General features: G+C 70.4%; 20 protein-coding genes. 10 read left to right on the top strand and 10 right to left on the bottom strand.

Going from position 1 to position 23377, the window contains the following annotated elements; all coding sequences use genetic code 11:
* Nucleotides 1-87: 87 nt before the first annotated feature.
* The gene (locus AB0C75_RS34470; RefSeq protein WP_362896238.1) at nt 88-612 is read right to left on the bottom strand and encodes a VOC family protein; all 525 of its coding nucleotides are present in this window, start codon (nt 610-612) and stop codon (nt 88-90) included.
* 1212 nt (nt 613-1824) lie between these two features.
* Here AB0C75_RS34470 and AB0C75_RS34465 point away from each other — a divergent pair.
* Nucleotides 1825-2034, top strand: a complete 210-nt coding sequence (locus AB0C75_RS34465; RefSeq protein WP_362896236.1) for a hypothetical protein — start codon at nt 1825-1827, stop codon at nt 2032-2034.
* Between the two features lie 31 nt (nt 2035-2065).
* Here the strand turns inward: AB0C75_RS34465 and AB0C75_RS34460 are convergent, their stop codons facing one another.
* From AB0C75_RS34460 to AB0C75_RS34445, 4 genes are all read right to left on the bottom strand, one after another.
* Nucleotides 2066-2140 carry a hypothetical protein gene (locus AB0C75_RS34460; protein WP_362896268.1) on the bottom strand — a complete coding sequence of 25 codons (75 nt, stop codon included), beginning with the start codon at nt 2138-2140 and terminating at the stop codon, nt 2066-2068.
* A gap of 203 nt (nt 2141-2343) precedes the next feature.
* Nucleotides 2344-2586, bottom strand: coding sequence for a hypothetical protein (locus tag AB0C75_RS34455; protein WP_362896266.1), 243 nt, complete (start codon nt 2584-2586; stop codon nt 2344-2346).
* 120 nt (nt 2587-2706) lie between these two features.
* Nucleotides 2707-3264: an XRE family transcriptional regulator gene (locus AB0C75_RS34450; RefSeq protein ID WP_362896234.1), complete on the bottom strand. Its 558-nt coding sequence runs from the start codon at nt 3262-3264 to the stop codon at nt 2707-2709.
* A 14-nt stretch (nt 3265-3278) separates the two neighbouring features.
* Entirely contained in the window at nt 3279-5528 is a 2250-nt protein-coding gene (locus AB0C75_RS34445; RefSeq protein ID WP_362896232.1) for a helix-turn-helix domain-containing protein, read from the bottom strand.
* A 429-nt stretch (nt 5529-5957) separates the two neighbouring features.
* On the opposite strand from AB0C75_RS34445, the gene AB0C75_RS34440 reads away from it, so the two are divergent.
* Nucleotides 5958-6683, top strand: a complete 726-nt coding sequence (locus tag AB0C75_RS34440; protein ID WP_362896230.1) for a class I SAM-dependent methyltransferase — start codon at nt 5958-5960, stop codon at nt 6681-6683.
* A 311-nt stretch (nt 6684-6994) separates the two neighbouring features.
* Here the strand turns inward: AB0C75_RS34440 and AB0C75_RS34435 are convergent, their stop codons facing one another.
* The 4 genes from AB0C75_RS34435 to AB0C75_RS34420 form a co-directional block, all read right to left on the bottom strand.
* Nucleotides 6995-7747 carry a phosphotransferase gene (locus AB0C75_RS34435; RefSeq protein ID WP_362896228.1) on the bottom strand — a complete coding sequence of 251 codons (753 nt, stop codon included), beginning with the start codon at nt 7745-7747 and terminating at the stop codon, nt 6995-6997.
* A gap of 100 nt (nt 7748-7847) precedes the next feature.
* Nucleotides 7848-8681: a hypothetical protein gene (locus AB0C75_RS34430; protein ID WP_362896226.1), complete on the bottom strand. Its 834-nt coding sequence runs from the start codon at nt 8679-8681 to the stop codon at nt 7848-7850.
* Nucleotides 8678-9934: a glycosyltransferase family 4 protein gene (locus AB0C75_RS34425; protein WP_362896264.1), complete on the bottom strand. Its 1257-nt coding sequence runs from the start codon at nt 9932-9934 to the stop codon at nt 8678-8680. Before AB0C75_RS34425 ends, AB0C75_RS34430 begins: the two co-directional genes overlap by 4 nt.
* Nucleotides 9935-10305: 371 nt before the next feature.
* Entirely contained in the window at nt 10306-11064 is a 759-nt protein-coding gene (locus AB0C75_RS34420) for a siderophore-interacting protein (protein WP_362896224.1), read from the bottom strand.
* Between the two features lie 205 nt (nt 11065-11269).
* On the opposite strand from AB0C75_RS34420, the gene AB0C75_RS34415 reads away from it, so the two are divergent.
* From AB0C75_RS34415 to AB0C75_RS34400, 4 genes are all read left to right on the top strand, one after another.
* On the top strand, nt 11270-12187 hold the full coding sequence (locus AB0C75_RS34415) for an NAD-dependent protein deacetylase (RefSeq protein ID WP_362896222.1): 918 nt from the start codon (nt 11270-11272) through the stop codon (nt 12185-12187).
* A 103-nt stretch (nt 12188-12290) separates the two neighbouring features.
* Complete coding sequence (locus AB0C75_RS34410) at nt 12291-12902, top strand: TetR family transcriptional regulator (protein WP_362896220.1); 612 nt, start codon at nt 12291-12293, stop codon at nt 12900-12902.
* Between the two features lie 81 nt (nt 12903-12983).
* Complete coding sequence (locus AB0C75_RS34405) at nt 12984-14477, top strand: FAD-dependent monooxygenase (protein ID WP_362896218.1); 1494 nt, start codon at nt 12984-12986, stop codon at nt 14475-14477.
* Between the two features lie 102 nt (nt 14478-14579).
* The gene (locus AB0C75_RS34400) at nt 14580-16895 is read left to right on the top strand and encodes an FUSC family protein (protein WP_362896216.1); all 2316 of its coding nucleotides are present in this window, start codon (nt 14580-14582) and stop codon (nt 16893-16895) included.
* Here AB0C75_RS34400 and AB0C75_RS34395 read toward each other — a convergent pair.
* Entirely contained in the window at nt 16892-17428 is a 537-nt protein-coding gene (locus AB0C75_RS34395; RefSeq protein WP_362896214.1) for a secreted protein/lipoprotein, read from the bottom strand. The two genes, AB0C75_RS34400 and AB0C75_RS34395, sit on opposite strands and share 4 nt — an antisense overlap.
* A 257-nt stretch (nt 17429-17685) precedes the next feature.
* Here AB0C75_RS34395 and AB0C75_RS34390 point away from each other — a divergent pair, with 257 nt between their 5' ends.
* From AB0C75_RS34390 to AB0C75_RS34375, 4 genes are all read left to right on the top strand, one after another.
* A complete protein-coding gene (locus AB0C75_RS34390) occupies nt 17686-18909 on the top strand; it encodes an alginate lyase family protein (RefSeq protein ID WP_362896212.1) in 1224 nt (407 codons plus the stop codon).
* Between the two features lie 101 nt (nt 18910-19010).
* Nucleotides 19011-19586 carry an RNA 2',3'-cyclic phosphodiesterase gene (gene thpR / locus AB0C75_RS34385; RefSeq protein ID WP_362896210.1) on the top strand — a complete coding sequence of 192 codons (576 nt, stop codon included), beginning with the start codon at nt 19011-19013 and terminating at the stop codon, nt 19584-19586.
* Between the two features lie 45 nt (nt 19587-19631).
* Nucleotides 19632-21605, top strand: a complete 1974-nt coding sequence (locus AB0C75_RS34380; RefSeq protein WP_362896208.1) for a DUF4139 domain-containing protein — start codon at nt 19632-19634, stop codon at nt 21603-21605.
* Between the two features lie 7 nt (nt 21606-21612).
* Entirely contained in the window at nt 21613-23199 is a 1587-nt protein-coding gene (locus AB0C75_RS34375; protein WP_362896206.1) for a mucoidy inhibitor MuiA family protein, read from the top strand.
* Nucleotides 23200-23377: the final 178 nt, after the last annotated feature.

Genomic DNA, 23377 nt, shown 5'->3' with positions numbered 1-23377 from the left:
GACTGGCCTCCAGTGGGTCGAGGAGGCCCTTGAGGGGCCCCGGCGGGCGGTCAGATGGCCCGCCGGGGAAAGACGACGTTTGCTGGATCAGTGGCGGGCCGGAGCGGAGATGCCTGTCCCGCCTTCGAGGTCGGCGCCGAATTGTGCGATGACCGCGTCCAGGTCGAGCGGCGTGAAGGCCTCGGGGGTCACCCCGCCGACCCTGTCGGCGGGCACCAGCCAGCACACTTCGAACTGCAGGCCGTCCGGGTCGCTGGCGTACAGCGACTTGGTGGTGCCGTGGTCGATCTCCTGGGTCAACTGACCTGCCTGCAGCAGCTTGCCGCGTATCTGCTGGAGCTCGGCCAGGGTGTCCACCTCCCACGCCAGGTGCGCGAGCCCGGGACGCCTGCCCGGGCTCTGCGGGGAAGCCGGCCCCTCGATCCGCATGAAGGCCAGGTCGTGGTCGTTGGTCGAGCCCTCGGCCTGCATGAACGCGGCCTCGGGCACCTCGCCGCCGTCGGCGTGGAGGCGGTGGCTGGTACGGAAGTTCAGCAGGCCGGTGTAGAAGGCGACGCTGCGTTCGACGTCGCGGACATAGAGCACGGCGTGGTTGAGACGCTGGACAGGCATGTTCACTCCTCGATTACTTACGAATAGTGCGTAGCCACACCATAGGGATGCAACGAGGGCCTCACAAAAGGCACATCGATGTACGCAAGGCACACCACTGGCCGTGCCGCCGCCCCGCACGTGAGCGACGCCCGGCCCGCCGGCGCACCCACCCGTGCCAGAGCCGGCCGGACAACAGTCCAAGGGGCCGGGAGACACTCGACCCGATCGGCAGCAACAGGAACTGGACCCGGCACTGCTCGACTTCGACCACATCGGTGACGGCTGATCACCACCCCTGCGGGTGATGGCGCCCTGGTGGGCGAGGACGCCAGGCCAGCCCCCCCCTGGCCTGATGACCGAAGAAGGGGGGAGCTGCCGGGACGGACGAGCAGCGAGGCGCGTTACGAGAGCTGCGGGTCTTGATCTGGGTGGTGATCGCCATCGAGGTGCCGGTGAACTGGGCGCGGCTCGTCCAAGTCGGCCACCGGACCGGTCAGCAGCCACCCCGCGGCGACGTCGCGCGATGGGTCCCGCCCGTCCTACTTGCCGCCGACGGCTGTCCTGTTCTGCGTGATGGCGGGCTGGACGTGGCGGGGAGCCGTAGTCGCCCGCACCAGTCGCTGCTGGGAGGGGCGCAGGCGTTCGGGTGGAGGCACTGGCTGTAGAGCCACTCCCCCGCACGGTGACCGTCATTGGCGATGCACCCCGTGGCACATCGGTCCCGGCGCCTGCACTTACAACGCCCCAGCCAAGACCCGTCACGTGCACCGCACCCACCGACACCGTCTCCACCGGGCGGAGCTGTTCTCAGCGCAGCGGGTGACGCCACACTCCGCGGTCCTGTGACACGTCGGCGCTGATCTCCGCGACGAGGACAGGGGCAACCGGAACCGCTCCAGTGAGGTGCGGCTGTTCCAGACGCGGTGACTTCCAAGGCAGCCAGGTACCTGGGTCAGGAGAGTCGGGGTGCGCGTCCGTCCGAAGCCTCCACGCGGCCCCGGAGCAGCCTGCCGGCAGGGGCGGGAACCGGTGCCCCTTCACGTCCGTACTCCAGTGGTGGCCGGCACCGCAGTCGCACTCGTGGATCCCGCTCTCCGGCACAACCTCGCCCGGATCCCACGACGCCTGTTCCTCGCTCATCTTCCCTGCGTACGACGACCCGCCGCAGGACGCGACTCCGGGGAGCCCACCCGGCGTGCCGTGACCGGCGTGAAGCCGCACCCTGAAGAGATGAGCGCGCCGATAGTCATTCACCGCCCCTCCCCCACCGGCGGGCGCCGTGTCACCATCCGTGGGCAGATCGCCGGACTCGCCTACGAGGACCAGGACGTCGCCGAATTTCTGCGCCGGGCGGGGCTGCCGGACGCGGAGCAGTTGCTGGACCGGCCGGAGTGGGTGGAGTGGCGGGGCGGGCGGGCGCATACATACGCGGCGGCATAGGCCGTGGCAGGGCGCGGCCGGTGGTGTCGGTTCAGTGCAGCAGTCCGGTGCCCGGTCGGCAGACCTGGCACGGCTCGATGTCCGGTTCCGCCAGAGCGACCAGCACAACATCTCTGGGCCCGCTCCCGTCGCTTCCGCTCCCGCGCTTCCCTGATCACCAATGCGCGGATGCGGCGCTCGGTCTGTCCGACCTGCCGGCGCAACCAGTCCAGGAGCACCCGGTTCCTCTCCAGGTCGCCGATGCTCCCGCAGAGCGGGGCGCTGTCAGACATGGCCATACCTCGGGGCCGCGTCGAGTCGGCGGCCCGATCACGCCGCGCCCTCCGCGTGCCGACCGCCACCGGTCCGCTGCCGCAGGTCCACCCGGGCCGCAGGCGTGCGGCCGGGCGGGGTGGACCAGAAGGGGTGCCAGTGGATCCGGGCGGACAGGGCGAGCAGACGGCGGCGCAGCTCGGTGGCACGGCGCGGGCGCGGGAGGGCGAGCGCACGGTAGGTGTCGTGCCACTCCCGCTGGGCTCGTACGAGGTCGTCGGGGAAGGGGAAGCTCTCCATCCCCCAATTAGATCGCATGTTCGAATTTTGGTGCCACTCGGACACAGGTCCACTTCAGCGAGACCTGCGGTCGGGTAGCCGGATCACGGTTTGGCGCCTTCGTCCGTGTCGGCGCGGCTGCTACAGGCCGAACTCCAAGTGCTCGATGTCCGTGAAGCGGACCTCCTCCAGGCTCCCGGCGCGGCGGCCGGCGTCCTGGAAGTACACGTCTTTGAGCGCTTCGGCGGCGATCTCCTGCAACTGGGCGTCGCCGGCGCCGGCTTCCTGGGCGTCGAACAGACGGGCGGCGTACTGCGGGGGCAGGGCGACCGTCAGGTGCCGGATGCGGTCCTGGTCCGTCGAGCCGATCGGTGCGGTGTAGCCCATGCGGGCGCGGGTGTCGATGACGATGCCGTCCGTGCTGGCCGCCTTCTGGCGGGCCTTGGCCCGGATCTGGGGCTGCCACCGCTTGGTCACCTCCCGCTCCAGGCCGGCCGCAAGGCCCGGACGAGGCTTCTTGATCTGGTCCTTCACGTACCGTTCGACGGTGCGCTGGGAGACGCGCAGCAGTTGGGCGACGGGCTTGGTGCCGCCCAACTGCTTGACCAGGTACCGCATCTGTGGACCAGCGTTCTTGGGTGCCGGGCGGGTGAACGCCTTCTGCACCGCGGCGTCCAGGCCGTCCCCGAACATGCTCATCGCCTGCCTGCTCCCTATTCGCCGTTGTCGACGTCGGTGACGGTGCCGTCCTTGATGTACCGGGCGAGGTTGAGCTCCGGGGCGTTGAACCGCTCGCGGATCTCTTCGCCCCACAGCACGGACTGGGTGCCTTCGTGCTTGACCAGACCGGGGTTGATGCCGAGTTTGAAGCCGCCGGGCAGGGGCTTGCCTTCACGGTAGGGCAGGAAGTCCAGCGGCGAGGGCCCGTCGGCCGCGTAGACGACGCAGTCGGACAGGATCGCGATGGGGTACTGACCGGTGAACGCCGCGTGCTTCACGATCTTGCGGTGGAGGTTGATCCGGGTGCGGGAGATGACCGCCGCTCGGATGTCGGGGCGCCATGTCGGGCGGGACAGCGCGCGCCACGGCTCGCCCGGCCGCCAGTTCTCGCCCCGGGGCCGCTCGCGGAGCTTGCCCAGGCCGCCCTTCACCGTCGCCTTGATGGCGGAGACGACGATCGCGAGCTCCGGGTCACGGCCCTTGTAGCCATCCATCGCGGTGAGGAAGTCCTCCGGAGCCAGGTCGGCGTCGGCGCCGAGGCCGGCCATCGTGGCGAGGTAGGCGTCGCGCAGCCGGTTGTACCAGCCGTCCAGGTAGCGGCCGTTCTCGCGCCGCACCCAGGCCTCGGTCGGGTGCACCTCGTAGCCGAGCTCCTGGGCGTAGGCGATGGTGGGCGTCGCATACCAGGCCGGGCCCTCGGGGGACTTGCCGCTGGGGGTGAACGGGCTGGGCAGCAGGCTGCCGTCGAGCTCGACCCGCTCCTTGCCGACCTTCACCTTGGACAGGTCGATATGGCTCAGGTCGACCAGCCACGACCCGGGCAGCTTCGGGTCGAAGAGCGGGTCGGTGACGTGTGTCGGCGCTCCGAGGCCGACGGGCAGCCCGTTGGCGCCCGCCGCGAAGGCCATGTTCACGTCGACACCGACCAGGTGACGACGCAGGCATTCGGCGTCCGTCATCGGCCGCGCCCAGTCGTACGCCTCCTCGAACAACTTCTCCGCCGGGCCTCGCACATGGAACCGGGGCAGGTCCGCGAGGACCGGGTGCCCGTCCGGGGCCTCGCACGGCGCGCAGTCCACGGGGTTCTTGCCCAGCGAGCCGGGGTTGTGCTCGGAGTGCCGCTTGCCGTCGGCGTCGGGCTCGGAGGCCCGGGTTGCCGGGTGGAGGGCGGTCATCAGCTCCAGGCCGGTCACGGCCGTGGACCCGCGCGGCGTCATCACCCGGGATGCGTACACGCCCAGGACACGGGCGAGTTCCGCCGGGGGGAGCTGCCCGGCCTCTCCCCAGTGCCGCGTGTCCAATGCCTGCCAGGACGGGACGCACAGCTGCACACAGGCCCGCTCCGAGCCGGTGGCCGGACGGTAGATCCGTGCCCACGGCCCGAACCCTCGCTTGGTCAGCTGCCACTCCGCGCGGACCAGCTGCTTGATGACCTTGTGGTCCTCCGGCAGGCGCCCGGCGAGGCGTTCCTCCTCTGCGAGGGTGGCCGGGAGGCCGTAGCGCTCCAGGGCGGCTTCGGTGAGCACGAGCAACGGGTCGGCGTCCTTGCCCGGCCCGGACAGCTTCGGCGCGCCCAGCTTCGCCTCACGCAGTGTCCAGTCCACCAGGGCCGGGATGGACTTGGCGGGCACGTCCAGGACCAGGCCGCCGACGCAGTACGCCAGCACCTGGCCGTCTTCGACATCCACGACCGCCAGCGGACCGTTCTCGAACCGGGAGCCCGTCTCGCTCGCCGAGGTCACGGCCGGGTCCGCCCTCTTCGCAGCCGGACCACGCGACGTCGGTGATGTCATCGGCCTGGTGGTGGGCGCCGTGCGCGGCGCGGCTGGCGACGCGGCGGATACGGAAGCAGGGGTAGGGGGTTGGCTGTGGTCGGTTTCAGTCATGACCGCAGTCTTGGGCGCCGGGCCTGTGGACAACGCGGGCGCTTCCGCCGGAGCGGGAACGGTGGTGAACGTGGCCGGCGCTACGGTGTCCGGAACGGGTGCGGCCGTGTCGGCTGGAGCGGGGTAGAGCTCCGCGAGCTTGTCCAACAGCCGGGCGTAGGCGTCGCGCTCCGGCGGGCGAGGCTCGGTCTTGCCAGCTTCCCAGCCGGACACCGTGGCCCGGCGCACCTTCAGCGCAGTGGCCACTTCTTCGATGGTCAGGCCGTGCGCGGCCCGCAGCCGCTTACGCTCCACCGGCGGCGGGAGCGAGGAGCGGGACGCGACCAGGGCGTCGACCGCGTCGAACAACTCGGACATGGAACACCTCCTGAACAACAACAACAACCTACCTCACAGAACGTACGATGCACGTATGTTTGCCGTATGTATTGCGTACGGATTGCACGCGAAGGGTGACGTCTCCCTCGGGCTCCAGGACACTTGTCCTGTGCCACCGAAGCCTGATCAGCACGGAGCGCGGGTGTTCGGAGGGGTGACGACGGGCCGGCTCGCGGAGGGGTACGCGGATCCCGACCCCCGCACGGGCCTTGATGGCGGGGTCAACTTCCGAAGGCTCAGGACCCACTACTCACGCGGCCTGAGCACCGCACAACCGCGTCCTGGATCTCCCTGACCACCATCACAGCGCTCTGCATCGCCCTGGCCCGAGAACCCGAGAACCCCAGCCAGCCGGGTCCGGCGAAACTCAGTAGCTCTTCGAGGTCGGCTCTGCATACGTTCGACCGCATGGCTGACGACTGCTTCGGACATCCACGACTCGCCGCGATCTATGATCGGCTCGACCCCGACCGCAGCGATCTCGATCCCTACCTCCGGATGGCGGAAGAGTTCGGGGCGCGCCAAGTTCTGGATATCGGCTGCGGCACCGGGGTATTCGCACTTCTCCTGGCCGACCGCGCGATCGAAGTCGTCGGCATCGATCCGGCCCAGGCATCCGTGGACGTCGCCCGGGCCAAACCGGGCAGCGAACGAGTGCGCTGGATCTGCGGTGACGCCACAGCCCTCCCGCCCCTGCAGGTCGACCTCGCGACGATGACAGCGAACGTCGCCCAGGCGATCGCTGAGCCGGACACCTGGCAGAGGACGCTGCAGGGAGCCTACGAGGCACTACGGCCCGGCGGGCACCTGGTCTTCGAGACCCGGGATCCGGCCGGACGAGCCTGGGAGGAGTGGACCCGCGAGAACTCCTGCCGCGTGACGGAGATCCCAGGCGCCGGCTCCGTCGAAAGCTGGGTCCAGCTCATCGACGTGAGCTGGCCCCTGGTGACCTTCCGCTGGACCTACGCATTCGCCGCGGACGGACAGGTACTGACTTCGGACTCGACGCTGCGCTTCCGAGAGCGCAACGCGGTCGAGACGGAACTGGCCGCCCACGGCTACGTGGTGCAAGACGTGCGCGGTGCGCCTGACAGGCCGGGCAGGGAGCTCGTGTTCCTCGCACGACGCACCTGATCCACAGTGATGCACGCCATGCAAACGTCGATGGCACGCGCTCAAAGTTCGGTGACACGGGAAATCTGTCCCGTGCCATCGACGTTTGGGCGTGTCCCGTCTCAAGCGATCTGCCCCCGTCTCAGCTCATCTCGGCCGATTGGCTCAGTGCCTCGGTTGGTCTGGTCCGTGGACGGGGAAGCCGCGTCAGCCGTATCCCGCGGTTCGCGCCAAGGATCCGTGCCTGATGCGCCGTCCCCGGTGAATGCGATGATCACGGTTGCCGGCGTGAGCACGCTGGTCTCACGACCCGTGGATGGCCAGCCCGCCCCTCACATCCTGGATCTCAGCACGTCGACCTCACAGCCCGGCGCGAACGGGTCGAAGCCGTGCTCGATCAGCCAGCGAACTGCCAGCAGGCCTCGCAGCGACCACCACGCGTGGATCACGTCGAGGTCGACGTCTATACCGGTGCCATAGCCGGCGATGACGTCGTCGAGGTGCTCCTCGTGTCCGAGCGTGAAGGTGGCGAGGTCGTACAGGGCATCGCCCTGGCCCGCCTCGGACCAGTCGATGATGCCCGTGACCTCGTCGCCGTCGACGAAGACATGTGCGATCTGCAGGTCGCCGTGCGTGAACACCGGGGCCCACGGCCGGAACGCGCCCTCGGCGACCCGACGGTTGCGGGTGACCAGGTCGGAGGGCAGGAGGCCGTTCCTCACGAGCGACTCGCACTCGTCGTCGAGTTCCGCCGCCAGCGCGACGCTGCTCCGGCCGGCCCTGCCGGGCCGGGGCGGCAGCGGTGCGTCGTGCAGCTTCCGGATGGCCGCGCCCGCCGCGGCCCACGCCGCCGGTGTCCCGGTCGACGGCCCGCCGAGGCGCCCGAGCGTCGCCCCCGGGAGCGCGGCGATCGCGAGCACGGGAGGTTTGCGCCACAGGACCTCAGGCGTCGGGACCGGCGCGAGGGACATCGCTTCGACCTCGACGTCCATACGCGCCTGATCGGCGTCCACCTTCAGAAACACGTCGCCGACGCGCAGGGTCGCGCGCTCGGAATGGGCGACGACGACTTCGACCTCATCCATGAGCGACCAGTATCCCTGGGATGATCGCCGACGTCGCGGGGTTTCCGGCGTGCCATTGCGCGGCCGGCGGCGTCCACGGCGTACCTCCGGCCGGCCGCCTTCACCCGGTGCCGGACGAAGTGACCTCCACGGACAGGTCGTTGTCGACCGTGTAGTACGGACGCGCCGACACCCCGCCGAGCACGACCGCCGGATAGACGAAGACCCCCTTGCGGTCCGCGACGTCATCCAGCAGCCTGGCCACCCGAATCCGCGGCGCGTCCGTGGCCGGGTGCACGAACATGTCCCAGACCACCGGCTCCCCGCTTGCCGGGGCGAGCTCCCGGCAGTCGATCGTGAAGGAGAAGTCCTGGCCGTCCTCGGCGCGCAGCGCCGCCTTCCGTACGGCGGAGGCCTGGCCTCGACGGACCAGCGATACCGCCGCCCCCTCTCCCAGCCGGGCGCCGAACAGACGCGCCGTCACCGTCATCGAGTCGTCCCCGAGCACGATCCGGCCGGCCTCCGCGTGCGTCGCCCGCTGCCAGGCGCGTACAGCAAGGCGGCCGTCCTTGGTGACGTAAGGGATCCGGATCGCCAGCGGCGCGGTCCCGCCGCCGGACACCAACTCGCGCAGATCACGCAGTCCGGGCAGCAGCGCCGTACGCTCCTCCCCCGGTACGCCCACGACATAGGCGTCCCAGCGGCCTTCCTCGAAGGCCGGAGCCGCGTCCAGGACGGCCTGCCACCGGTCCTCGCCCGCTGACTCCAGCGCGACGACACGGCCGGTCTCCTGCGGCTGCCCCTTCTTCGGACGCCGCTGAAACACCAGCTGGGGACTCGCCCCTGCAGCCAGTGCGAGCCGCACGCCTACCGTCAGCCGTCCGTCCCCGCGCACCGTCACATCCGCCCGCGGCCTTTCCACCACACCCGTCACGCCCTCACTGCTGCCGCTCATCCCCGCACCTTCCGCACGGCCCGCACCACACTGCTCGCCGCGACAAGCGCCACGTCCCTGGCCGCGTAACCACCGCTCACCAAACCGCTGTCCGCCCCACCCGCCGACGTCCCGCCACCGCTCCGGGCTGCCAACAGTTCCTCGAACAAGCCCTCTGCCTGGGCCACCACGGGAGCGAGGGCGTAGCGCTGAGAATTCTCCAGGGCGGCACGCCCCATACGTCGGCGCAGTTCGTCGTCGCGCACAAGATCCAGCAGGGCCCCGGCCAACGCCTCCCGGTTGCCGACCGGAACCAGTCGGCCGTCCTCGCCCGGAGAGATGATCTCGCCCGGGCCGTACGCGCAGTCGGTGCTCACGACAGGCAGTCCACACCGCATCGCCTCGACGATGGTCATACCGAACGGCTCGAAACTGGACGTCGCCGCACCGATCGAGCCCTTGACCCACTCCGCTTCCATCGGGGTGACCGCACCCATCAGGAACACGTTGTTGTACAGCCCCAGTCGGTCGATGAGCCCACGGAGCCGCTCCCGCTCCTCACCCTTGCCATAGATGCGCAGGGTCCAGTCAGGACGCTCAGCGGCCACCAGGGCGAACGCCTCGATCAACAGATCGAAACGCTTCACCGGCACCAGCCGTCCAGCGGCGACCACCACACGCTCGTCGCCCCCCGCCGGGGCGAGGGCCGGAGTCGGAACACTGTTGGGCAGCGCCCGTACCTGTACACCCGGCAGTCGCATCCTGCGCCGGTAGACAGCCGCGTCTGCCTCCGTGACGGTGGTGACCGCGTCCAGACGCCGATACGTCCGGCGCAGCACATTGCGCAGACGTGGCGGATGATTGTTCAGCGTGAGGTGCTCCTGCCCGACACGCACCACCCGTGCGGGAGCCTGAAGCGCCACATGGACGTTGAGCCCCGGGCGGGTACCCACGACAACGTCGGCGTCGATCGACGCCAGGGCCTCACCGATACGCTCGTCGGTCAGCGCACTGTACTGGCCGAAGCGGTACTCGGACGATGGGAAGACCCTCGCCGGGGCCAGATGACGCGGATCGTTCTTCTCCCGCCGAAGGTCCACCAACGCCCTCAACCGCACCCGGGGGTCAAGCACGAGATTCGGCTGCTCCCGATGCCGGAATACCGAAACAATCTCCACATCGTGCCGAGCCGCCAGCGCCCCCGCCAGGTTGAACGTCGTGGTAATCGTCCCCCCTATCCCATACCCGTTATGAATGAAAAGTGAGATTTTCATACCGTGCATGACGGTCAGCGCTCCTGAGGGGTTGCCTCCGTAACCCCCCGGCAAGGAAAAAGATCCCCCGCCGTAACCCAGCTGGACCGGACCGCTCAGAAACCGATGACCGCCCAGGTGCGGCGTCCGTCCGGCCCGGTGTCCGTACCGCACCCGGCGACGGCCTGATGGGCGGTGAGCTGATACAGCAGGCCGTCTCGCCCGCCGAGCGACCGGAGGCCAGACCAGCCTGGTGAGTGGGTGGAACCAGCGCCACCACCGCCCCGAACAGTAGGCGCAGCCCCGGCGATGTGACGGGGGTTCGGTCACATTCACCACATTCCTGCCCGGCCGCCCCCTCGCACTCGATCCGCCACGTGTCGCGCCCCGGATCAGGCGTGTGCCGGTTCCCGCTTCTTTTCGGTGGCCGCCGGGGTGGTGGACGGCGTACCGCGCCAGTAGCCGCAGAAGTAGATCTGCTGCTTGTCGATACCTCGCTCGTTCACCAGATAACGCCGCACGGACGTGGCCAGGGCGGATTCGCCCGCCACCCAGACGTACGGGGTGCCGGGCGGGAAGGGCAGAGCGCGCAGTGCCTCCACGGCCCGGGTACCGGGAGAGCCCAAGCGGTACAGCCAGGTCGCCTCGCCGGCCAGGTCCAGCTCGTCCTGTTCGTCCTTGACCTCGAGCAGTGTGTGCACGGGGGTGCGGGCACCTTCGAGCATGCACGCGATGGCGGGCAGGGCCGTCTCGTCGCCGATCAGCAGCTGCCAGTCCGCGTCGCCCGGCTGGTACCGGGCACCGTCGCTGAGGATTCCGATCCGGTCACCCGGCTCGGCGGCGCCGGCCCAGGCCGACGCCGGACCGCTGTCCCCGTGCAGTGCGAAGTCGACGTCCAGCCGGTGCCGGGCGTGGTCGATACGGCGAACCGTGTAGTTGCGGACCACAGGGCGGCGATCGGCCGGCATCGCCTGCAGCTCGGCCCACCAGTCCGCGCCGGTCGGCAGCTGCAGATCGTCCCCGACCGGCAGGAACAGCCGCACCAGGTGGTCGGCTCCGGCGTGGTGGAAGTCGACCACGTCGTCCCCGGCCAGGGTGATCCGGACCATGCGGGGCGCGATCCGGCGCACCTCGGCGACGGTCACGAACATGGGTCGCTGCGGTGGCACTTCGCGAGCTGCGGGCGCTGGGGACATCGAAGAACCACTCCTCAACCAGGGACACCGTAATTAGGTTAGGTTTAGCTTAGTCGTGATGCGCTTGAGCGCCACACCGGCCCTGCTGGGAAACGGGCTCACCGTGTCGCCTCGACAAAGGGCGATCGGGGTGCCGTGACCTGTTCCGTACCCTGGTGGCATGCGTATGCGCCCTACTCTGAGCTGGACCCCCGGCGATGACCTGCCGCCCGGCACCACGGACCCGGGACCTGTCACCGACGCGTTGAGCGTCGGCGGCGTGCTGGTGCTCAGCGGGGCGGGAATCTCCACGGAGTCGGGCATCCCCGATTACCGGGGCGAGGGCGGGAGCCTGAGCCGGCACACCCCGATGACCTACCAGGAGTTCACCGCCGACGCCCAGGCGCGGCGCCGGTACTGGGCGCGCAGTCATCTCGGCTGGCGCACCTTCGGGCGTGCGCGGCCCAACGACGGGCACCGGGCCGTGGCCGCGTTCGGGCGGCATGGGCGGCTCTCGGGTGTGATCACGCAGAACGTCGACAGCCTGCACCAGGCCGCCGGCAGCGAGGCTGTCGTGGAACTCCACGGAAGTCTGGACCGGGTCGTCTGTCTTTCGTGCGGCACCTTCAGCCCGCGCCGCGAACTCGCCGTGCGGCTCGATGAGGCCAATGCGGGCTTCGCACCGGTGGCCACCGAGATCAACCCGGACGGTGACGCCGACCTCACCGACGAACAGGTCGGGGACTTCCGCGTGGTGCCCTGTACGGTCTGCGGCGGCATCCTCAAACCGGACGTGGTGTTCTTCGGCGAATCCGTGCCCCCGCAGCGGGTCGAGCACTGCCGTGAACTGGTTCGTGAGGCGACCTCGCTGCTGGTCCTTGGCTCTTCGTTGACCGTGCTGTCCGGGCTCCGGTTCGTCCGCCAGGCGGCCGAGGCCAAAAAGCCTGTGCTGATCGTCAACCAGGATCCGACCCGTGGCGACAGGCACGCCGTCACCCGCGTCGCGCTCCCGCTGGGAGCGACCCTCAGCGCCGTGGCGTACCGGCTCGGCATCCCTCTCGACGATGACGTGGTGGCCGGGCGCCGGAACGGTGCGTGACCACCACGGCACTCCGGGCTGAAACCCCCGAGCACCGATCGCCGATTAATTTATGCGTGGCACGAAATAGTTCGTGGCACGCATTTTTTGCTACCCTGGATGCGTGAGTGGTCTTCGGGAACGAAAGAAGGAAGCCACGCGGGCAGCTCTGAGCTGGGCCGCGATCAGGCTTACGGTCGAGCGCGGGTTCAACGCGGTCAAGGTCGAGGACATCGCCGAGGCGGTCGGCGTGTCGTCGCGTACGTTCAACAACTACTTCTCCAGCAAGGCCGAGGCGATCGCGTTCCGGCACCTTGAGCGCTCACTGCGGGTCGCAGCCGAGCTGCGTCACGGACCTCCCGGTGAGCCCTTGTGGGAGGCGATCACCCGAGCGGTGCTGCGGCAGTTGGAGCCGGGACCGGAGGTGCGGCACATGCCGCCGCAGGAGCCCGCCGAGTGGGCGGCCGGTCTGAGGGTGATGCTGGCCGAGCCCGCGCTGGAGGCCGAGATGCTCCGAGCGAGCAAGATCGCGGAGAAGGAGCTGGCCTCGGCGGTCGCCGACCGCACAGGCACCGATTCCGAGTCCGACCTCTATCCCCGGCTGGTGGCCGCGAACGTGATGGCGACCAACAGCGTCGCGATCGAACTGCATGTACAGGACGGCGCGGAGCAGCCGATGGAGGTCCTGCTGTCCAGGGCCCTGAAGATGCTGGCCGCCGGATTGCCCACCCCTTAGCCCGCGCCCACCTCGCGCAGGCGTCACGCGGCCATGTCCCCTGGCTGCGCCCTCTTCATCTCTCCGGACAGGAGGATTCTCATGTTGGACGTGGTAATCGTCGGCGGTGGCCCGAACGGGCTGATGCTCGCATGCGAGTTGGCGTTGGCCGGGGTGCGTCCGGTCGTGATCGAGCGGCTCACCGGCCCGAAGACCGAGCCCCGTGCGAACGGCCTGGTCGGTCAGATCGTCCGCATGCTCGACCGCCGTGGCCTCTACGCCCGCATCAGCGGATCCGCCGACCCGCCCCGGCCCGCGCCGCGTTACATGTTCGGTGCGTTCACGCTGGATCTCTCGGACATCGCGGACAACCCCGTGAGTCTGCTCCCGGCGCCGCAGGAGCAGATCGAAAGGGTCCTTGCCGAACGCGCCGTGGAGCTGGGTGTTCTTCTGCGCATGGGGCAGGAAGTGGCCGATGTGGACCAGACCGACGACGTCGTCCGCATCACCCTGGGCAGCGGTGAGACTCTCACCGCCCGTTACCTGGTGGGGGCGGACGGCGGACGCAGCACGGTGCGGCGCCTGTCCGGCATCGGCTTCCCCGGTGTGACGGACGACGACTTCGTCTCCCGTTCGGCGAACGTGTCGGTGGCGCCCGGGTACCTGGCCCCGAACGGCGACCTGATGGTCCCCGGTTACGGCAGCCTGCCGGCCCTGCTGTACGTGCGCACGGAGCGCGGGACGATCGTGTGGGCCTCGCTTCCCGGCCGCCCGCCCGCACTTCACACCACCGAAGTCGGTGCGTCGGACGAGGACGGCGCGCCGATGACCTTCGAGGAGATGCTGGCGAGCGCCGAACGCGTGCTGGGCGTGCCTGTCCCGGTACGTCCGCCGGAGGGCGACGGGCCGCATCTGCTGCGCCGCCTCACGGGCGGCAACACCCGGCTGGCCGAGCGCTACCGGGACGGCCGGGTCCTGCTGCTGGGCGATGCGGCCCACGTGCACTCGGCGATCGGAGGCCCTGGCCTCAACCTGGGCCTGCAGGATGCGGTCAACCTCGGCTGGAAGCTGGCCGGCACCGTGCAGGGGTGGGCCCCGGAGGGCCTGCTGGACACCTACGACGAGGAACGCCGTCCCATCGCGGAGCGTGTCGTGGCGTCGACCCTGGCCCAGTCGGCGCTGATGCGTCCCGGCCCGGAAGTCACCGCCCTGCGGAGCGTCTTCGGTGAGCTGCTCGCATCTCCCGGCGGCACCCAGCGGATCGCCCACCTGCTCGCCGGCACCACGGAGGGCTTCGCTCCCGACCTCGAGGTGCGGACCGTAGACGGTACGCGTCGGCTGGCCGAGCTGACGACGACGGCGCGGCCCCTGCTGCTCGACCTCGGCGGCGACTTGGCCGAGGCCGCGGGGCCCTGGCGTGACCGGGTGGACGTGGTGAGCGGCAAGTCCGAGGGCACGACCGCGACCGGGCTGCTGCTGCGTCCCGACTGCCATGTCGCGTGGACCGGTTACGGGCCCGACGACGTCAACGGTCTGCGGACCGCGCTGAGCAGGTGGTTCGGCGCACCGCTGCCTGCACCTGCGCGGGAGTCCTGAGGCGGCCGGGCCGGCGACGGCTGACGCGCCGGCCGGACCTGGGGATGCGCGTGCCGTGTCACGGACCCGGCAGTCATTCGTCCTCGGGTTCCGCGCCGTGCGATGCTGAACAGCACGTGGGGCACGGCGGGTGGCGGAGGAAAGCGCAGGGTGAGGGCAGTGCGGCGGGGCGCGGCAAGGGTGTGGGACCGGTTCGCGGCGTCCGATCCTGGGCTGTTGCGGCTCACAGCGGGGCTGCGGACCGTCTCGGCGATCGCACTCGCGCTGGTGGTTCTGGCCCTGCTCGACACCGGGGTCAGTCACATGGTGGCCGGTGCGATGACGGCGATGACGGCCACGTTCGCGATCAAGGACAAGCTGGTGCGCGACCAGGCGGTCACGCTTGCCCTCGGACTGCCTGTGGCGCTCGTCGCGATATCACTGGGCGCGCTGCTGACCTCACAGATCATCGCGGGCGACCTGTTCTTCGTCGTCCTCATCTTCGGTGCCGTCTACTGCCGGCGGTTCGGCGAGCGTGGCACGGCACTTGGCCTCATCGGCTTCCAGGTCTACTTCCTCGCCCTGTTCGTCGGCGCCGCGACGGACGCTCTGCCGGCGCTCCATCTGTCACTGACCGTCGGATTCGCCTGCAGCGCGGTGGTGCGGTTCGCCATCGTTCCGGAAACGCCCCAACGTGTCCTGACACGACAGCGCGATGCCTTCCGCACGCGACTGGCTCAGCTCGTGTCCATGCAGATCGAGCTGCTCGACGCCGGCCCCGAGCAACTGGAGAAGGTTCTCGACGACATGCGCCAGCGCACCGCGCGGCTGCATGAAACGGCCCTGATGATCCAGGACCGTCTGGAGGAGGGCACGCAGGACGCGGACAAGGCATCGCTGCTGCAACGCCGGGTCGCGGATGCCGAGATCGCCACGGAGCGGCTGGGGATGCTGCTGCTGAACGCCCGCAGTGTCGAGCGGGCGGACACCCTGACCCTTCATCTGCCGCATGCGCCCGTGCCGCTCACCGGGGACTGGAGGCCGGCCGACGACGACGCCACCATCGCCCTGCGCCGGGACCTGAAGGCTCTGCACCTGCTGGTGAGCAGGCCGCCGTCGCGTGACGGCGGCACGGCCGTGGCCCACGTGCGCAACAGGCTGCTCGGCTACCGCGAGGAGGAGAGGCTGCCGTCCGCGCCGTCGGGCATCCAGGACGCCTTTCGTGGCATCGGCGAGGCCGCCAGGTCCGTGCTGGGGCTACGGCTCGCGCTGGGCGGGCCCCAGGACGAGTCCGACGACTCCCAGGCCACCATCCGTTCCCGGGAGGAGTTCGACGCGGAGGACATCGCTCTGGCCCCCACCGAGTCGTCCGAGGACAAGGGCGAGGATCGTGCAGGGCTGCAGCGTCCCACCACGAGGGCGGCCTTCCAGGTGTCGGTGGGCTCGGTACTGGCCATGATCGGCGGTGAGTTCCTCTCCTCCGACCGCTGGTACTGGGCTGTTCTCACCTGCTGGGTGGTCTTCCTCAACACCGCTTCCACCGGTGAGATCCTGGTCAAGGGATACCGTCGGCTCCTGGGCACTCTGCTGGGCGCGGTCGCCGGTGTCGCTCTGGCGGGTCTGGTCGGTGACAGTACCTGGGTCTCGTTCGCGCTGGTCCTTGTCCTCATCTTCGCGATGTTCTTCAGCGCGCCGCTTTCGTACGCCGTCATGTCCTTCTTCGTCACGGCCATGCTGGGCCTGCTGTACACCTTGCTGAACTCGTACAGCTTCGACGTGTTGGTGCTGCGCATCGAGGAGACGGCGATCGGCGCCGCGTGCGGTGTCGTCGCGGCCGTCCTGGTGCTGCCGGTGCGCACCGACCGTCGCACCGACGAACTGCTGGGGACGGTCCTTGAGCGGCTGGGCGATGTCGCGTCCGCCGCGGTGGAGCAGCTCAGCGGCGGGCCCGCTTCCGATCTGCTCGGCAAGGCGCGTGGCCTGGACGCGGCCCTGGACGAGCTGCGGGATTCGACCAGCCCGTTGACGTATCCGATCGCCCCGCAGCGCGGTCGGCGTCGCACCGTCCGTTATCTGGTGGCGTTGCTGGAGACGTGCGCGTACCACGCCCGTTCGCTCGCGGCGACGGCCGAGCTCGTGCCGCACAGCAGGACCGTCGCGGCCGACCCCCGGCTCCACCGGGCCGGGCAGCGCATCGCCCACAACATCGAGGTGCTCGCCGCGTATGTGGAGGACGAGGGGGCACGGGGCAAGGTCGAGTCCGGTGCCAGTATCGCCTCGACCCTGCGCGACGACGGCTCGGGCACGGAGCCCTCCGGCACGGTGACCTTCCGCGTGCTGCGTCACCTGCAGCGTCTCGACGAAGGGGTCGTCGGGCTCGCCCGCCCCCTGGACGTGCCCGTCGCCGAGCGCTCCGAGGCGAAGGCAGGGCGCGGTTAGCACCCGTGGGTTCTGTCCTCGGTGTACTCCGTGACCGTCCACCGCTCCCCGCGCTCCATCCTCGCCGTGACCACGTACCTGACCTCCTGGTCGGCCGGTGGCGGGAGCCGCCACCCTGTGGTCGTGTCGAGGATCTGCCATCTCGAACTGTCCACACAGTCCCGCACCGTCGCCGTGTACGGCTGAGTGCCGACCGCGAGCGCGCTGATCTCCGGCTCGTGCCCGAGGTCACCGCGCATCACGGTGCGTTCCTCGGTCATGCGGGCCATATCCGTCTCGATGGTGCGCAGTTCGGCCGGCGCCAGGTACCGCTGGAGGTCGGTCTCCCGCGTCGACGCGACGCGGTACGCCTTCGTCTGCTCCGCCCACATCGCGCCGTACGCGTCGAGCACCTCGGCCTCGGCCTCCGTCTCCGGAGACTTCGCGTCCCTCTCACCGCTGCCGGCACAGCCACTCAGCACGAGGAGGAGGCACGTCGCCGCGCCGCACCGGAGCAGGGGGCGCGCCCAGGAGAACTTCTGTCGAGCCGTCACCAGGGTCCCCCGAGCCAGCCGTCGGATATCGGTCACCGGCTCAACGACGTCCGCCCCGGTGAGGTCACCTCCCCCGAAGGGTGATCAGGGGCCGAGAGCTCTTGAACCCCGGTCAAGTTCTCATCTGTGAACGGCGGTTGAGCCGCAGATCCTGAGCTGAGCCTTGACGGAGCTCTGGTCTGTACCTATGGTCACCGATCAGCGCGCGCGTTCAGCATCCAGTGCATCGTTCACATACACGAATGGATGGCCCCCACATGCCAGACGTCCCCGCACGCCACCGCCCCGGACGGCGCCCAGCGCTCCTGGTCACGGCCGCCGCCGCGACCGCCGCTCTGGTGGCCGGCTTCCTCTCCCTTCCCGGCGCGGCCCAACGCGCCGACGCGGCTCCCGCCGCCTTCGCCCACCCGGGAGTGACCGTCTCCCAGGGACAGCTGGACTTCACCCGCGAGAAGGTCAACGCCGGTGAGCAGCCCTGGAAGGGCGCGTACGACCAGATGATGTCGAGCAGGTACGCCGATCAGGGCCGTACCGCCAAGCCCCGTGCGACCGTCGAGTGCGGCTCCTACTCGGACCCGAACTACGGCTGCACGGACGAACGCGAGGACGCGATAGCCGCGTACACCAACGCCCTCGCCTGGTACATCACGCGCGATGAGCAGTACGCGAAGAAGTCGATCGAGCTGATGGACGCCTGGTCGGCGGTGATCAAGGAGCACACCAACAGCAACGCCCCGTTGCAGACCGGCTGGGCCGGATCCTCCTGGCCGAAGGCGGCCGAGATCATCAAGCACACCTACACGGGCACCTGGCAGGGATCGGAACGCTTCGCGGACATGTTGCGCGAGGTCTACCTGCCCGAGATCATCAACGGCTCCAACTCCAACGGCAACTGGGAGCTGTCCATGATGGAGGCCGCCGTCGGCATCTCCGTCTTCCTCGACGACAGGACGTCCTACGACAAGGCCATGGCGACGTTCCGGACACGCACGGCCGCGTACGTCTATCTCAAATCCGACGGCGCGGTGCCGAAGACCGTGCCGAGCCAGAACCTCGACACCACCGAGAAGATCGTGAACTACTGGCAGGGGCAGTCCACTTTCGTCACCGGGCTCACCCAGGAGACCTGCCGCGACTTCACGCACACCGGTTACGGCATCTCGGCCATCGCCCACATCGCGGAGACCAGCTGGATCCAGGGCGAGGACCTCTACGGCACGGACGTCGGCGAGCGGCTGCGGCAGGCGCTCGGTTTCCAGTCGACGTACGAGCTCGGCGAGCCGGTGCCGGACTGGCTGTGCGGCGGATCGGTGAACACGGGCCTCGGTCCCGTCACCGAGGTCGGGTACAACGCCCTCCACAACCGTCTCGGCACCGCGATGACCAACACCCAGCGGCTGACCGAGCAGAACCGCCCGTCCGGCAGCAACAACCTCTTCGTGGCCTGGGAGACACTGACCCACGGCGACAATCCGAGCTGATCCAGCCGGCGAAGACGCCCCCGCGTTCGCCGCGGGGGCGCACCCCCTCCACCGCGCACCCGGTCCCGGCCCGGCCGAGGGGATGCTGTACGAAGTCCTGTGTGAACGAACAGACCCAGCCCGCGACCGTTCGCGTGTTCATCGCCCTCGCCCCGCCCGACGACGCCAAGGACGAACTGGCCGGGGAGCTGCGCCCGGCGTACGACACACACCCTCATGTGCGGTGGAACCGTATCGAGGACTGGCACATCACCCTGGCGTTCCTCGGGGAGCTTCCTGCCGAGACCGTTCCGCTCCTGCGCCGGCCGCTCGCGGCCCTCGCTGCGGATCACCAGCCGCCGCGCCTGGCCCTGCGCGGCAGCGGCACCTTCGACGACAGGGTGCTGTGGAGCGGGATCGACGGAGACCTCGACGCACTGCATATGCTCGCCGCCGACGTGCGTACCGCGGTCAAGAGCTGCGGTGTCGCCCTGGAGGGCCGGCCGCTGTGCCCCCATCTGACCTTGGCGCGTGTCCGCCGCGGTGACCTGACCTCGGCGGCGGAGATCGCCGAAGGGCTGGCAGGATTCACCGGCCGCCGGTGGCCCGCCGAACGTCTGCACCTGGTCGGCAGCAACGCCGGCCGCGGTCGTGGACCGATCCACTACCGGGACATCGAGGCCTGGCCCCTCGGTTGAGGCCCAGGCATACACTCGACCCGGCACCGACGGGGGGCGGAACGTATGACGGGCGGGACAGCGCAGAGGTGGGAGTCGACTCTCGACTCGGTGGTGGTCCACGAGCAGGGCGCGCTCTGCCGTCGCCTGGCCCGTGGCCTTGTGCCCTCGGACGGCAGGGTCCGGGTGACCGGACTGCCCCGGTCCCTGGATCCGGGGTCCCTGCGGGCCCGCGTTCCTGGGGGCCGCGGGGTGCGCGTCGGCGAAGCCCGGGTGGAGGTCGAGGCCGAGCCGCTCGGGACCTCCACGTCCGACGGGCTGCGGAGCAGGGTCGAGCGGCTGCGTGAGGAGCGCACGGCCGCGCAGGGCCGCCGCGACCACCAGCTGAGCCTCATCGAAGAGGTCAGGGCTCTGCGTCCCGTCACGCCGGGCCGTCGACGCGAGGACGGGCACCGCCGCACCCCGGTCGATGCGTGGCTGGAGCTCGCCGGCTTCGTGGACGAGCGGCTGGCGGGTCTGCACACCCGCCTCGTCGAGCTGGAGGAGGCGCTGAGCCGTGCCGAGCACGAGCTCGCCGTCGCCCTGGACACGCTCGCTCGCGCCTCCACCGACGCACCGTCGGAACACGTCGACACCACGGTCTCGGCCGTCCTGACCATCGATGCCTCCGGCGTGGACGCCCCTGACGCCGAGGGGGAGCTTGAACTCGAATACGGGGTGCCGGGCGCCGTCTGGGCGCCGGTGTACCGGCTCGCCTACCGTCAGGGCGAGCCCGACGGCCGTCTGGTGCTGCGTGCCGCGGTGGCCCAGCGCACCGGCGAGGACTGGTCCGGCGTGTCCGTCGGCCTCGCCACCGCCGATCTACGGCGCGGGACCGAGCTGCCGAAGCTCCGCTCGATCCGGATCGGCCGCGGTCAGCCCGCCCCCGCGCCGTCCGGCTGGCGCGAACCCCCGCGCGGTCTGGCCGAGCTGTTCGCCGGATACGACGCCGCGCGTCCTCGCCCCTCCACGACGCCGGCGCCCGTGGCCGCCCCGGCCGGACTCCCGGCACCACCACCGCCCGCGCCGCAGGCCTACGGCGGGGCGGCTGTTCCGCCCGCACAGCCGGGACGGGCGCGCAGGAGCGCCGGGCCGAGTCCGGAGGCCGGGCCGCCCCCTGCCGCCCCCGGCGGAGCCGCACCGCCTCCGGTCCCTGCGGCCGGTCCACCGCAGCCGAGCGGCGCCGAGCTCGACTACGCCGCCCTCGTCCTGTGCGGCCCCGGCGAGCAGGACAGTCGCAGGGGGAGGCTGTTCCCCGGCTCCCCCTTCGATCCGGTGGCGGCCGAACACCGCCGCCGCGCAGAATCGGTGGCCGCGCTTCCGCTGCCCGGGCATGCCGTGCGGCCACGGGAGTCGGCAGGTTCCTTCGACCACCGCTTCGACACCGCCGCCCGCGCCGACATTCCGTCGGACGGCACCTGGCACACCGTCACCGTCGGCGAGATCGCCGTGGGGGTGCGCACCGAGTACCTCTGCGTACCGTCCGTGGAGCAGACCGTGTACGCGACCTCGGTGCTCTCCAACGCCACGAGCCAGGCTCTCCTCGCCGGCCCGGTGGAGGTCAGCGTCGACGGTGAGTTCCTGCTGACCGCCGCGCTGCCCACGCTCGCCCCCGGCGCAGTCCGCAGGGTCGGGCTCGGCCCCGCGGAGGGCGTCCAGGTCACCCGCCGTACGAACCTTCGTGAGTCCGCCTCGGGTCTGCGCAACAGCACCACGGTGCTCGACCACCGCGTCCACGTGGAGCTGGCCAACCGCCTCACCGGGCCCGTCACCCTGGAGGTGCGCGAGCGGGTGCCCGTCACCTCCGATCCGGATGTCAGGATCGAGGAGCGGGCCGACTGGGCTGTGGCCGAGGACGGCCCGGGGCCCGACAGCCATGCCCCGGGCGCCCGCGTCTGGCGGGTGGAGCTGCCCGCCGGTGGTACCGCCCTGCTCGAAGGCGGCTACGAGATCCGTATGCCGGCAGGCAAATCTCTCGTCGGCGGCAACCGGAGGAGCTGACACCGACATGACCAAACCCCCACACTCGGCTTCGGCCTCGGCTTCCAGCACGAACGCCCTGCCCGTGACCGCTGTGACCTGCCTGGAGGATCGGGCCCACATCGAGCGTGCCGTGGTGCTCGACCTGGAGGCGGGTGTCCAGCGGCTGCGCCTCGGCCCCGTCAGCGCACTGGCCGTCGACCGGACCGTCCATGCCGAGCTGTCCGCCGATCACTCGGCGAACGTGCTCGACGTACGGATCGTCCGCAGTTGGATACCGCGCGATCCCCTGCCGCCCGCCGAAGACGACTCCGCTCTGCGCCGACGCATACACGCCATCGAGGGCGAGCAACTCACGCTGGAGCAGCGGCGCGACCGGCTGCACGCCCGCCGGGATCTCCTCGGCCGTCTTGCCGCGGATCTGCTGCGGGAGATCGGCGAGGGTGCCGGCTACGGGGAGACGGACACGCCCCGATGGGGCGCTGAGCTGGACCGGGTCGACGGCGAACGTGCCTCGTGCGGCGAACAGCTGCGTACCGTGGAGGCCCGGCTGACCACACTCGCCGACGAGCTCGGACAGGCCGAGCAGGCCATGCACGCGTCCGAGGAGGAGCCGGCCGAGCTCGTCGGCCATATCGAACTGACCGTGGAAGCGGCGGTGCCAGGTCCGGTCGGGCTGCGCCTGAGTCACCTCATCTCGTGTGCGCTGTGGCGGCCCGCCTACCGGGCGGTGCTCGACGGTGGCTCGTTGGCCCTGGAGACGGACGCGGTGGTCTGGCAGCGCACCGGCGAGGACTGGTCGGACGTACGCCTCACACTGTCGACGGCCCGTTCCGCACTCGCCACCGAACCGCCGCGCCTCGAAGAGGATCGTCTGACGCTCACGGACCGTTCCGCCGAGGAGCGCCGCACGGTCGGCGTCGAGCTGCGTGAGGAGGAGATCGCAACCTTGGGGCCGGCGCCGGTCATCGGTCTGCCGGGGGTGGACGACGGCGGCGAGGCACGGGTGTTGCGGCCCTCCACGCCGGTTTCGGTACCTTCTGACGGCCGCGCGCACCGTGTGCCGCTGTCCGCCTTCACCACGGCCGCGCGCAGCGAGTACGCTTGCGCGCCCGAGCTGTCCCCCCTGGTCACCCGTGTCGTACGGTTCGACAACCTGGCAGGGCACGCGTTGCTCGCCGGGCCCGTGGACCTGGTGCGCGACAGTGGATTCGCGGGCCGCGGCACGCTGGACTTCACCGCACACGGCGCCCCCGTCGAGCTCGCCTTCGGTAGCTGCGACGACCACCGGGTGGTCCGGCACGCCGAGGAGACCCGGGACACCGCCGGAATCTCCCAGCGGACCGTCATCACCCGCACGGTCCGACTGCACCTGTCCCGGTTCTCCGCTCCCGAGGAGCGGGGCGACCAGGTGGTCACCGTTCGGGAGCGGCTGCCGGTCTCCGAGGTCTCGGCCGTGGAGATGCGCGTGCGGAAGGAGTCCTGCTCCCCTGAGCCCGACACGGTCGACGCCGAGGGCATCGCCCGTTGGGATGTCACGCTCCCGCCCGGCGGGCACCGCACGGTCACCCTGGTCTACGAGCTGTCGGCGAGCGCCAAGGTCGTCGGGCTCTGAGCCGTACGCGTCCGCCGCCGGTGGACGCCCCGGTCCGACACGCCCGGCCTGTCCAGGATGCAGGGCCGTCGCGTGCCGCGGCGGGGGCGGCCCGGGGGTTCGGGGCCGGCGCCCCCCCCCCGGCGCCCCCGGCGGGGGCCCGCGGCGCGGGCCGCCCAAAAGTCGGCATCGCGTGAGA

It is taken from the genome of Streptomyces sp. NPDC048565 (assembly GCF_040650935.1).
Classification (GTDB): domain Bacteria; phylum Actinomycetota; class Actinomycetes; order Streptomycetales; family Streptomycetaceae; genus Streptomyces.
This window is presented reverse-complemented; position numbering and strand designations above follow the sequence as displayed.